Source organism: Roseovarius atlanticus (assembly GCF_019802205.1).
GTDB lineage: Bacteria > Pseudomonadota > Alphaproteobacteria > Rhodobacterales > Rhodobacteraceae > Roseovarius > Roseovarius atlanticus_A.
In genome coordinates this window covers 1-11,862 of sequence record NZ_JAHVHQ010000002.1, presented here as the reverse complement: position 1 = coordinate 11,862, position 11,862 = coordinate 1, and the positions used below count along the sequence as shown (strand labels likewise).

At 65.3% G+C, this 11,862-nt stretch carries 12 protein-coding genes and 1 pseudogene; 4 read left to right on the top strand and 9 right to left on the bottom strand.

The window, feature by feature from the left end:
* Nucleotides 1-45: 45 nt before the first annotated feature.
* The 5 genes from KUV49_RS00090 to KUV49_RS00070 form a co-directional block, all read right to left on the bottom strand.
* A complete protein-coding gene (locus KUV49_RS00090; RefSeq protein WP_261391498.1) occupies nt 46-987 on the bottom strand; it encodes a LysR substrate-binding domain-containing protein in 942 nt (313 codons plus the stop codon).
* Between the two features lie 32 nt (nt 988-1,019).
* On the bottom strand, nt 1,020-1,694 hold the full coding sequence (locus tag KUV49_RS00085) for a DUF1028 domain-containing protein (RefSeq protein ID WP_222451056.1): 675 nt from the start codon (nt 1,692-1,694) through the stop codon (nt 1,020-1,022).
* Nucleotides 1,691-2,110 carry a RidA family protein gene (locus KUV49_RS00080; protein ID WP_222451055.1) on the bottom strand — a complete coding sequence of 140 codons (420 nt, stop codon included), beginning with the start codon at nt 2,108-2,110 and terminating at the stop codon, nt 1,691-1,693. The genes KUV49_RS00085 and KUV49_RS00080 overlap by 4 nt, the downstream gene beginning before the upstream one ends.
* 79 nt (nt 2,111-2,189) lie before the next feature.
* A complete protein-coding gene (locus tag KUV49_RS00075) occupies nt 2,190-3,344 on the bottom strand; it encodes an aromatic ring-hydroxylating oxygenase subunit alpha (protein WP_222451054.1) in 1,155 nt (384 codons plus the stop codon).
* Nucleotides 3,345-3,357: 13 nt separating this feature from the next.
* Nucleotides 3,358-4,626 carry a flavin-containing monooxygenase gene (locus KUV49_RS00070; RefSeq protein WP_222451053.1) on the bottom strand — a complete coding sequence of 423 codons (1,269 nt, stop codon included), beginning with the start codon at nt 4,624-4,626 and terminating at the stop codon, nt 3,358-3,360.
* A 261-nt stretch (nt 4,627-4,887) separates the two neighbouring features.
* Between KUV49_RS00070 and KUV49_RS00065 the strand changes: the two genes are divergently transcribed.
* The 4 genes from KUV49_RS00065 to KUV49_RS00050 are packed head-to-tail and all read left to right on the top strand — an operon-like array spanning nt 4,888 to nt 8,118.
* On the top strand, nt 4,888-5,730 hold the full coding sequence (locus KUV49_RS00065; protein ID WP_152491340.1) for a transporter substrate-binding domain-containing protein: 843 nt from the start codon (nt 4,888-4,890) through the stop codon (nt 5,728-5,730).
* A gap of 6 nt (nt 5,731-5,736) precedes the next feature.
* Nucleotides 5,737-6,492, top strand: coding sequence for an amino acid ABC transporter permease (locus KUV49_RS00060; protein WP_222451052.1), 756 nt, complete (start codon nt 5,737-5,739; stop codon nt 6,490-6,492).
* A gap of 1 nt (nt 6,493) precedes the next feature.
* Nucleotides 6,494-7,357, top strand: coding sequence for an amino acid ABC transporter permease (locus tag KUV49_RS00055; RefSeq protein ID WP_222451051.1), 864 nt, complete (start codon nt 6,494-6,496; stop codon nt 7,355-7,357).
* Between the two features lie 11 nt (nt 7,358-7,368).
* Nucleotides 7,369-8,118, top strand: a complete 750-nt coding sequence (locus tag KUV49_RS00050) for an amino acid ABC transporter ATP-binding protein (protein ID WP_261391499.1) — start codon at nt 7,369-7,371, stop codon at nt 8,116-8,118.
* Between the two features lie 119 nt (nt 8,119-8,237).
* Here KUV49_RS00050 and sucD (KUV49_RS00045) read toward each other — a convergent pair whose 3' ends face one another.
* The 4 genes and pseudogenes from sucD (KUV49_RS00045) to sucC form a co-directional block, all read right to left on the bottom strand.
* Nucleotides 8,238-9,110 carry a succinate--CoA ligase subunit alpha gene (gene sucD, locus KUV49_RS00045; protein WP_222451050.1) on the bottom strand — a complete coding sequence of 291 codons (873 nt, stop codon included), beginning with the start codon at nt 9,108-9,110 and terminating at the stop codon, nt 8,238-8,240.
* Nucleotides 9,110-10,276 (bottom strand): succinate--CoA ligase subunit beta, encoded by a 1,167-nt coding sequence (locus tag KUV49_RS00040; RefSeq protein ID WP_222451049.1) that lies wholly within the window; start codon nt 10,274-10,276, stop codon nt 9,110-9,112. The genes sucD (KUV49_RS00045) and KUV49_RS00040 overlap by 1 nt, the downstream gene beginning before the upstream one ends.
* Nucleotides 10,277-10,476: 200 nt before the next feature.
* Nucleotides 10,477-11,361, bottom strand: a complete 885-nt coding sequence (sucD, locus tag KUV49_RS00035) for a succinate--CoA ligase subunit alpha (protein ID WP_222451048.1) — start codon at nt 11,359-11,361, stop codon at nt 10,477-10,479.
* Nucleotides 11,362-11,421: 60 nt separating this feature from the next.
* Nucleotides 11,422-11,862: pseudogene (sucC, locus tag KUV49_RS00030) on the bottom strand (succinate--CoA ligase subunit beta); the annotation flags it as partial.

Sequence of the window (11,862 nt, the reverse complement as noted above, 5' to 3'; positions counted from 1 at the left end):
GGTGGCGTCAGGCAAGGTCGTCGCTGTGCAGGCACGTCCGTTTCCTCACGAACCGTCGGCGGCCGGCAGTTCGGCCCTGCAATGGTCGAGAAACGCGGCGCTGGTCCGGCTGTTCGTCACCCCCTGCAAGCCCAGCACGCCCATCGCCATGGGGGCGATATCGCCCGTCAGCGGAACGAAACTGAGAGGCTTGCCATCGGGCGCGGTGGTGTTGAGCGGCCGGAAGTTGGCGATGGAATAGCCGAACCCGTTTGCCACGAGACTGCGCATGACGGCCATGTCGCGGGTCCGCTCGGCAATGGTGGGGCGCAGGTCGGCGCGGGTGAAGAAGGCCAGGAAGTAGTCGGCGCTCATCGGCAGGTCCAGCAGGACCATCGGATGCGGAGCAAGGTCGCGCACCGTGAGGCTGTCTCGCCCCGCAAGCGGGTGGTCCGGGGGCAGAAGGACAAACGGCGCAAGGTCGCGGATCGGATGAAATTCAAGGTCGGCGGGCAGGGTCATGTCATAGGTCAGGGCCAGGTCGATCTCGCCCCGGCGCAGGCCCGCGAAGATGTCGCTTTGGGTCAGTTCCACCTGACTCATGCGGACATCGGGATAGCGGGCCTCGAAGCTGCGGCGCAGGCTGGGCAGGACGATCTGGGCGAAGGTCACAAGGCAGCCGACGCGCAGCGGCCCCTGCACGGTCCCCGACACGGCGCCAGCGAGGCGGGTCAGCTCGGTCGCCTCGCTCAGCACCGTCTGCGCCTGTGCCGAAAGGGTGCGGCCCGCCTCGGTCAGGCGCAGCCCCTGGGCGTGCTGACGCACGAACAGCGAGAGGCCAAGCTCTGCCTCGAGCTGGGAGATGGCGGCGGAAATCGACGGCGAGGACACGTTCAGCTTCTGGCTGGCCGCGGCGATGCTGCCGCTTTCCCCGGCGGTGACGAAATATTCCAACTGGCGCAGGGTGAACCTGAGGGGCATGGGCGGGCTCTTGCTGGGTCCGGCCATGGTGGCGTTTTCGCGGGTCGTCGTCCAGTGCCTCAATCGTCGCCGGGCACGCCGTAGGACGGCGCCTCGCGCGGGTCGAGCGCGCGTTGCACATAGGCGTCGATCTGGGGCTTGTAGACAGCCCATGCGGCGGCGATGGCCTCGATCGGGCAGTCCTCGGTCCAGTCGCAGCGCAGGTCGGCCACCGGCCAGGCGACGCGGTCCACGATCTTCATGCCCGCCGAATGCACCGGCCCGGCCTCGCCCCCTGCCGCAAGCCCGGCGCGCATCGCCGCCAGCAGGCGGTCGCCGATATGGCCCCTGGCCTCGGTGAAGCCCGCGACGATGGCGGCGGGGACGTCCTCGTTGGCGAGAAGATTGCCGCCCGAGGCCACGTCGGGCCCTTCGGCCTGGGTCCAGATGCCCAGCGAGTTGGGGCCGGAATGGATCGCGGTGCGGCCCTCGGCGTCGACGGCCAGTACCTGCCTGTACTCGATGAAGGCGCCGCGCTTTTGCACCTCTGCGATGGCGTCGGGCGCAGACAACCCGTTTTCCATCAGGTCGAGCGTCAGGGGGCCAAGCGTCGGGTCGGTCACGTTCTGAGAGGCGACAGCGCCGACACCGGCCCGCGCGTAGGAACAGCGCGCCGCGACGGCGGGCGACGAGGACGAGATGGCGATACCGAACATGCCGGTCTCGGCACAGCGGGCGACGAGGGAAAATGTCATGCCGGGATCACCGCCGTGCCGTCGATCTCGACCAGCCATTCGGGCCGCGCCAGCGCCTGTACCACAAGCCCGGTGGATACCGGGTGCACGCCCTTTATGTATTCGCCCATGGTCCGGTAGACCGCCTCGCGGTGGCGGACATCGGTGATGTAGATGACGACCTTGACCAGATGGCTCATATCGCCGCCCGCCTCCTCGATCAGCTGGCGGATGTTCTGCATCACTTTGTGGGTCTGCTCGACCGGGTCGTGGCTGTCGATATTCTTGGCATCGTCCAGGTTCTGCGGGCATTGGCCGCGCAGCCAGACGATCTTGCCCGAGCCTTCGGTCACCACGGCCTGGCAGAGGTCGTTGTCGAGGTTCTGTTCGGGATAGGTATCGGACGTGTTGAAGGGGCGGATGCGGGTGTGGGCCATGCGGGCTGCTCCGTTACGAATGATGGATCGGCCATAGCCGAAAAGCGCGGGCTTGTCAGGGGCTTGCCCGCCCGAAGCGCTAGAGTTTCGGCGTGAAGCTCGGGTCGATCCGGTTCATCAGGTATTGCGCGAAATCGAAATTGGGCCGTTCGAGATGCGACAGGTGCCCCGGCTCGGCCCCGTCGGCGCAAAGCCCGCGATAGACCTTCTCGGTACAGCCGCGATCCTCGATATTGACGTCGTCCAGCAGGGCCTTGAGATCGGCCAGGTTCTGCTCGGCCTCGGCGTCGCCGGCATAGTCGTCCGACATGCCGCCGCCGAACCGGATGCGCACCTGCGACGGCCCCTTGGGATGCAGGCCGAGATACCAGAAATAGCCCGGCGTGAGCGTGATCATCAGGCTGGGATAGACCGCGATAAGATAGGTCATCCGGCGCTCGTCGCCCTCAAGGCGCGTGTTGCTCGGGTGCGCCATGGCGATGCGAAGGGAGTCGTCCTTGAGAATCGTGTGATAGTTGAAGGCGTCGTGCCCCGGAGGGCAGACCATCTCTTCCAGCTTCGACAGGCCCCCGATGGTCCCCGCGTGGCAGACGGGCAGGTGGTAACTTTCCATGAAGTTCTCGGCCAGCACCTTCCAGTTCGTGTCCCAGACATGCTCCTCGAAAAAGGTCTCGGTGTAGTTCGTCATGTCGTAGCCGGCGATCATGCGCTCCAGTTCCGACAGGCGCGAGGCGACGGGCTCGGCCTCGGGATTCAGGGTGATGAACACCCAGCCCAGCCATTCCTCGCAGCGGATCTCGGGCAGGGCGTAGTCGGATTTGCAAAAGCCGGAATTGCCGGACATGGCGGGGGCGCCGCGCAGCGAGCCGTCGAGATTGTAGGTCCAGGCGTGGTACGGGCAGACGATGGATTTCGTATGCCCGCGGCCATGCAGGAGCGTCGACATGCGGTGGCGGCAGACATTCGAAAAGGCCTTCAGGTCGCCCTCGCGGTCGCGCAGGACGATGACGGGCTGGTCGGCCAGCTCGCAGGTGACGTAGTCGCCCGGCTTGGCCAGCGCGTCGGCCCGCCCGACGCAGAACCATTCCTTGCGGAAGATATGCTCGATCTCGGCCTGCAGGAACGCGTCGGTCTTGTAGACCTCGGGCGGCATGGCGCGGGCCTGCTCGAACGGCGCCGAGACATTGGCGCGCAGGGCGTCGATCGGGTTGGCGATGGGCTTGGCGAGGGTCATATCGTGGCTCCGGTCATTCGGCTGCGGCGGCACTGGGCATCGGGCGATAGTCGCGGTAGGTGCGCTGGATCGCGATCTGGTCGGCGACATGCGCCGCATCGTGCCACACACCCCAGATAAAGGTCGAGCCGCGCCGGGATTGCCAGGGCAGGCCGAGGAAATAGACGCCCGGCTCTTGCGACACCCCGCGATTGTGAATTGGGGCACCCTTGGCGTCGAACGTGTCGACCTTCATCCAAGAGAAATCCTGGCGATAGCCGGTGGCCCAGATGATGGTGCCGATGCCTTCGGCTGCAAGGTCCAGCGTGCGGACCGGGTTGGTCAGGCAGTCGGGGTCGGGCAGGAACTCTCGCGCTTGCGGCTCCTCGGGCAGGTCGAGGCCGTGGCGCGCGGCATAGGCGTCGCACTGGTCGAGCAGGTCTATGTAGTAATCGTCGCCCGCCTTCATGTTGGCCTGCAGGTCGTCGCCGATGATCAGCTTGCCGTCCTTGAAGTCGTTGGCGCGGCCCAGAAGCGTCATGCCCGCGTGGGCCAGCTTGCGGAAGTCCACCGTCTTGCCGCCTTCGGCGCCGCTGACCGAAATCGTCACATGTTCGGTGCCGGGCGCCTTGGCGGGGATGTCCCACAGGCCCAGCACGCCCAGCCACCAGCAATAGTCGCGGCCCCGGTACATGCGCGGCGGGCGGTCATGCGGGCCGACGCAAAGGAATACCTTGCGGCCCGCGCGTTGCAACTCGTCGGCGATCTGCCCGCCGGAGGACCCGGCGCCCACCACCAGCACGGCCCCCTCGGGCAGGGCCTCGGGGTTGCGATACTCGGCGGAGTGCACTTGCGTCACGCCCGCGTTGGCCGGGACGATGTCGGGGATCACGGGGTGCTGGAACGCGCCGGTGGCGGCCACGACCGAACCGGCCTCGATCACGCCGTCCGAGGTGGTCACGGTAAAGCCGGGGCGGCCTTCGTTGCGCTCCAGCCGGGTGACCTCGACGCCGGTGCGGACGGGGGCGTCGATCATCCTTGCGTAATCGGCCATGTAACCGGCCACCTCTTCCTTGGGCGGAAAGGCTTCGGGGTGCGAGGCCGTGAATTCCATGTTGGGGAACCGATCGTGCCAGGCCGGGCCGTTCGCCACCAGCGAATCCCAGCGCCGCGTGCGCCACGCCTCGGCGATCCGGTGCTTTTCCAGGACCAGATGCGGGATGCCGTTGCGGCCGAGATGCTCGCTCATGGCGATCCCGGCCTGACCGGCGCCGACCACGAGTGTGTCGATATAGTCCGTCATGTCGTACCTTTCGCAGAGGGGTTGCATAGTGGTGCCACGACCCCGGCGGCCGCGAAAGAAAAACGTCCCTTAGGCCTGGTTAGGATGTGCCTAAGCAAGGTGCCTGAGGCGGGGATGTGCGGGCAAGCCCTTGGTATGCCTGAAAAGGTTGCAGCGGGCAAAGACCTTGGGGTCGTTGGAAGGGGAGTGGTTGACGCAACGCGAGGGACGCACCAAGCTGCCGGCATTAACCAATCTAAAAACACCAATGGGGAGACTGTTATGACGAAACGGATCATGAGGGCGATTCTCGGCAGCGCCGCGCTGGGCGCCATCGCAAGCACCGCCACCGCGCAGGACTGCACCAACGAGACCTGGAAGAAGGTGATGGAACGCGGCACGCTGACCGTGGGCGTCAAGGCCGACTACAAGCCTTGGGGCTTTCGCGACAGCGACGGCAATGTCGTCGGCATGGAAGTGGACATGGCGCAGGACGTGGCCGACAAGATGGGCGTCGAGCTGGAACTGGTGCCGGTCGTGTCGTCGAACCGGATGCAGTTTCTTGAACAAGGCCAGATCGACCTGATGATCGCCACCATGACCGACCGCCCCGACCGGCGCGAGATCGTGGGCATCGTCGGCCCGAACTACTATACCTCGGGCACGAACGTGATGGCCCCCAAGGCGCTGGAATTCACCGAGTGGAGCGACCTTTCTGGCAAGCCCGTCTGCGGCATCCAGGGGGCGTTCTACAACAAGATCGTCGAGGACCGTTACGACATCGAAGTGGTGGCGTTCTCGGGCACGGCCGAAGCCAAGCAGGCGCTGCGCGACAAGAAATGCGTGGCGTTCGTCTACGACGACAGCTCGATCGGGTCGGACATCGCCTCTGGCAACTGGGACGATTTCGAGATGCCGCTGGCGTCCGAAGACGACGCGCCCTGGGGCCTTGCCGTACCCAAGGCAGAAGAGGACTGCATCTTCGGCAACTTCATGTCGGGCGTGCAATACAACTGGCACCGCGACGGCACGCTGATCGAGCTGGAGGAGAAGTGGGGCATCAAGCCGACGCAATACCTTCAGACCATGTCCGAGAAGATGGCAGACCACCTGGCCGAAGAGTAAGCCTGCATGATCGACATCGCGGGTTATTTCCAGGACCTCGCGGCCGAATACCCGCGCTGGAACTTCATATGGCTTTATGACGAACGACAAACAGGCCGGATCCTTTCCGGCCTGTACTATACCGTATGGCTGTCGGTGGCCTGCGTGATCTTCTCGGTCATCATCGGGGTCGTGGGCGTGTGGCTGCTGGGGGTGAAGAACCGTTTTGCCCGGGCCTGCGTGCAGGGGTACATCCAGTTCTTCCGCAACACGCCGCCGATGGTGCAGCTGCTGTTCTTCTATTTCGCGCTGGGCCAGTTCACGCCGTCCTACAGCCCCGATGGCTGGCTGGAGGTGCCGATCATCTCGAACGTGGGCTGGGCGATCATCTCGCTGTCGTTCTTCGCGGGCGCCTTCAATGTCGAGATCTTCCGCGCGGGGCTGGAGGCGGTGCCGGACAGCACGGTCGAAGCCTCGGAATCGCTGGGCTTCACGCGCACGCAGACGTTTTCCTACGTTGTCTTCCCGCTCAGCCTGCGCATCTGCCTGCCGGCGCTGAACAACAACCTTGTGAACCTGGTCAAGACGACCACGCAGGCCTATGCCATCGCGGTGCCGGAACTGCTGTATGAAAGCGTTTCGATCTGGTCGGATTACCCGTCGGCGCAATACCCGACGATGCTGCTTCTGTTCGTGGCCTATATCGGGCTGGTGGGCATACTGGTGATGGGGATGAACAGCTGGGAACGCCGCCTGAAGATCCCCGGATACGGAAGCACCTGACATGGCCATGACCTTCGACAAGACCGACCTGCCGGTGCTCAAGCCCTTCCGCATGGAAGGCGCGCCGTACGATGCGTTCTATCACACCCGCTGGCTGGCGGGCATCCGGCTGCGCTGGGTGGCGGTGCTGATGCTGCTGTGGCCCACCGCGGCGCTGGCGCAGTCGGGCATGGCGATGACCGATGCCTTCGCGGCGCTCTGGCGCTGGATGCCGTTCCTCGTCACCCAGGGGTTCCTGTTCAACATCGTGATTTCGCTCTTTTCGATGCTGATCGGCACGACGCTGGGCGTGATGCTGGGGCTGGGGCAGATATCCCGGGTGGGTTTGGTGCGGAAACTGGCATGGTTCGTCACGCAGCTTTTCCGCAATTCCCCCTGGCTGGTGCTGCTCTTCATCGTGTTGCTGGCGCTGCCCTACGAGCTGAACCTCTTTGGTCAGACGGTCCGCATCCCGGCTTGGATGAAGGCGGTCTTCGGACTGTCCCTGCCGGTGATGGCCAACATCTCGGAAATCGTCCGGGGGGCGGTGTTGTCCGTGCCTTCGGGCCAGTGGGAAGCCGCGGATTCGCTGGGCTTCACCCGACGGCAGATCCTCTACGAGATCATCCTGCCGCAGTGCTTCAAGCGGATGATCCCGCCCTGGATGAACTGGTACGCCATCCTGACCATGGCAACGCCGCTCTGTTCGCTTCTGGGGGTCGAGGAGATCATCACCCTCAGCCGCCAGGCGATGAGCGCCGAGGACAACCAGCCGGAACTGCTGGTGCCGTTCTACGGCTTCGCCCTGGTGCTGTTCTTCGCCTATTGCTACCCGATCGCACGTTTGACCATCTGGCTGGAACGGCGCGTGTCGGTGAAATTCTAAGGAGCTTTCCAATGACCGAACATCAACTGGGAGAGCCGATTGTCGTCATGACCGACGTCCACAAGTCCTTCGGCGATCTGGAGGTGATCAAGGGCGTTTCGATGACCGTTCACCGCGGCGAGGTGATCTGCATCATCGGGCCGTCCGGCTCGGGCAAGTCGACGCTGATCCGCTGCATCAATGCGCTGAACCCGATCGACTCGGGCTCGATCACCGTGGGCGGGATCGAGGTGAACGATGCCAAGCTCGACACGCTGGCGCTGCGGCGCGAGGTCGGGATCGTGTTTCAGCAATACAATCTCTTTCCGCACAAGACGGCGCTGGAAAACATCATGATGGCACCGCTCAAGGTGCTGCGCGAAGACCGCGAAACGGTCCGCGAACGCGCCCGTGGCCTGTTGCGGAAGGTCCGGCTCGAGGGCAAGGAAGACGCCTATCCCGGCGAATTGTCCGGCGGTCAGCAGCAACGTGTCGCAATCGCCCGGGCGCTCGCCATGCGGCCCGAGGTGATGCTGTTCGACGAGGTGACCGCCGCGCTCGACCCGGAAACGGTGAAGGAGGTTCTGGTCACGATCAAGGAACTGGCCGCCGACGGGATGACGTGCATCCTGGTGACGCATGAAATGGGGTTCGCCCGCGAGGTGGCCGACCAGGTCTATTTCACGGACCGGGGCGTCATCGTCGAGCATGGACCGCCATCGTCCTTTTTCGACCAGGCCAGCGATCCTCGGACGAAAGAGTTTCTCAGCCAGATCCTCTGAGCCGGGCAGGGGGGTGCGGCCGTGGCGGCAGGATGGGGCGCGATGGCATCAGACCAGCGGCGCCCGCGCGCGGCCTGTTCACCTGCCGGGCTATGAAAGACCCGGACGCGTGACGACGCTCAGGACAGGCAGGACGTCACGGTGTCGACCACGTCGCCGGCATCCTTGGCGATGACGACGCCCGCGTCGCGCAGAAGCGAGATCTTTTCGTCCGCCGAGAGGTTCCCGAAGACCGAAAGCGTGCCCGCGTGGCCCATACGGCGCCCGACAGGCGCGTGGCGTCCGACCACCAGCCCCACCACGGGTTTGCCGTAATCGACCGAAGACAGGTATTCGGCGGCCAGTTCTTCCTCGCGCCCGCCCATCTCGCCGATCAGGACGACCGCCTTGGTGTCGTCATCCTCGCGGAACCGTTCCAGGCAGCCGACGAAACCGATCCCGTGCAGCACGTCGCCGCCGACGCCGACCGTGGTCGACTGCCCCAGGTTCGCGGCGCTGCAATTGGCCAGAACCTCGGAGGTCAGCGAGGCCGAGCGCGAGGCGATGCCGATCTGGCCGGGCTTGGCGTCGACGGTCGGCATCACGCCGATCTTGCACTGGCCGGGTGTCAGGATGCCCTGGCTGTTGGGGCCGATCAGGACGGTGTCGGACCCTTTGAGCGCGTCTTTCACCCGGCGCATGTCATGTTGCGGCACCCGTTCGGTGATGCAGACGACGACGCCGATCTCGGCCTCGATCGCCTCGATCATCGCTTCCGCCGCCTTGGGGGCCGGCACGGTGACGAGGCTGGCATTGGCCTGCGTTTCCTTGACCGCCTCGGCGCAAGTATGGAAAACGGGCAGCCCCAGGTGAGAGGTGCCGCCGCGGCCCGGACGCACGCCGGCGACACAGTTCGTGCCATAGCGCATCGCCTGGTCGGTATAGAAGGTCCCGGCGCGGCCCGTCATGCCCTGCACCAGAAGGCGCGTGTTTTCGTCGACGAGAATGGCCATCAGCGTGCCCCCTTGGATGCGATTTCGACCGCCCGGTTGACGGCCTCGGACATGGTGCTGCAAATCTCGACCGGGACCTTGCGGTCGACCAGGATGCGCTGGCCCCATTCCGCGTTCTGTCCCGCCAGCCGCGCGATCACGGGCTTGCTGCCCTTGTTGCGCGAATAGGCGAAGTTGACGCCTTCGGCGACAGTGTCGCAGACGGTCATGCCGCCGCCGTGCACGTTCAGCAGGATGGCGGTGACAGATGGTTCCTGAAGCAACAGTTCCACGCCGCGGGCGATGTCCATGCTGGTGGCCGTGGTGCGGATATCCATGAAGTTGGCGGGCTTGCCGCCCGCGTCGATGATCATGTCGTTGGTGGCCAGGCCCAGGCCCGCGCCGTTGACCACGACGCCCAGGTTGCCGGTCAGCTTGACGAAGTTGATATTGCTCTTCTGCGCGGTGGTCTCCACCGCTGGCAGACCCTCGCCGGAGACCATCGAGTCCCATTCCGGGTGCCGGAAGGCGGCGCTGGCGTCCAGCGCGACCTTGGCGTCGATCGCCATCCATGCGCCGTCGGGCGTGCGCACGAACGGGTTGATCTCCAGCAGGGCCATGTCGTTCTCGATGAAGGCCTCGCAGGCCGACAGCAGTTGCTCGACCGCCTTCTCGTCCGTCATCCCGATGCCCGAAAGGAACTCCGTCAGCCCGCTACGATCGGTGTCGGGCGTGCCGGTCAGGCTGTGCTTGGCGACCTCGCTGGCGTTCATCTGCGCCTTCTGCTCGAACTCCACCCCGCCATCGGGGGAGGCGACGAGCAGCGGCGCGCCGGTGTCCGGATCAAGCGCGAAGGCGATGTAATACTGGGCGTCATGCTTGACGTCGGCCTCGACATAGACGGCGTGGACCGTCTCGCCGGTGGCGCCGGTCTGGTGCGTGACCAGTTGCTTTCCCAGGAGCTTGGCCGCCTCGTCCCGGACGGCAGAGGCGGTGGCGGCGAACTTGATGCCGCCCGCCAGCCCGCGGGCCCCGGACGTGATCTGCGCCTTCACGACGAACTTGCGCGCGGGGATGTTGGCGCAGGCGGCCTCGGCCTCGTCCGCGGTGCGGGCCATCTTGCCGGGTGGCACGGACATGCCGTACTGGGCCAGCAACTCCTTGGACTGGTACTCTGCAAGCAGCATGCGCGGCCTCCCCTCTGCGATGGCTTCTTGGTGTTTGGTATACCAAGAACAAGAACCATGTCAATGAGGTGATTATGCGTGGTGTTCGCCCATGGCGCCAGCCCCCGTCAGGCGCGACCTTGGTATGAACACCTGTCCGGGGCGCCTCGCCGCGGTGAAACGCGCGGGCCGGGAACGGGTCCCGGCCCGACGCTTGATGCTTATTTTCCGATCGCTTTCAGCACCGCTTCGCCGAGGCCCGCGGGGGATTCGGCTACGGTGATGCCGGCGGATTTCATCGCCTCGATCTTGTCGTCGGCGCCGCCCTTGCCGCCGGCGACGATGGCGCCGGCGTGGCCCATGCGGCGGCCCGGAGGCGCGGTGCGGCCGGCGATGAAGCCGGCGCAGGGCTTGGAGCGGCCCTTCTTGGCTTCGTCCTTGAGGAACTGTGCGGCGTCTTCCTCGGCGCTGCCGCCGATCTCGCCGATCATGATGATCGATTCCGTCTCGTCATCGGCGAGGAACCATTCCAGCACGTCGATATGCTCGGTGCCCTTGATCGGGTCGCCGCCGATGCCCACGCAGGTCGACTGGCCAAGGCCCACGTCCGACGTCTGCTTCACGGCCTCGTAGGTGAGCGTGCCGGAGCGGGAGACCACGCCGACGCTGCCGCGCTTGTGGATGTGGCCGGGCATGATGCCGATCTTGCAGGCGTCGGGCGTGATGATGCCGGGGCAGTTCGGGCCGATCAGGGTCGACGTGCTGCCCTCGAGCGCGCGCTTGACGCGCATCATGTCCAAGACCGGGATGCCCTCGGTGATGCAGACGATCAGCGGGATCTCGGCATCGATCGCCTCGAGGATCGAATCCGCGGCGAAGGGCGGCGGCACGTAGATGACCGAGGCATTGGCGCCGGTCTCGTGCATCGCCTCGTGGACCGAGTTGAAGACCGGCAGGTCGAGATGCGTCTGGCCGCCCTTGCCGGGGGTGACGCCCCCGACCATCTGGGTGCCATAAGCGATGGCCTGTTCGGTGTGGAAGGTGCCTTGCGAGCCGGTCAGGCCCTGGCAGATGACTTTGGTGTTCTTGTCGACGAGGACGGCCATTGTGGCGTTCTCCTTAATTCAATCTTGGGAAAGGTGGGTTAAAAACCCACCCTACGAGGCTCAGCCTTTGACGGCCTTCACGATCTTTTGCGCGCCGTCCTTGAGGTCGTCGGCGGCGATCACGTCGAGGCCGGAGGTGTTGATGATCTCCTTGCCCTTCTCGACGTTCGTGCCTTCGAGCCGGACCACCAGCGGGACTTGCAGCCCGACCTCCTTCACGGCGGCCACGACGCCCTCGGCGATCACGTCGCAGCGCATGATGCCGCCGAAGATGTTCACCAGGATGCCTTTCACCTGCGGGTCGGAGGTGATGATCTTGAACGCCTCGGTCACCTTGTCCTTGGTGGCGCCGCCACCCACGTCGAGGAAGTTGGCAGGCTCTGCGCCGTAGAGCTTGATGATGTCCATCGTCGCCATCGCGAGCCCCGCGCCGTTGACCATGCAGCCGATCTCGCCGTCGAGCGCGATGTAGTTGAGGTCGTATTTCGACGCCTCCAGCTC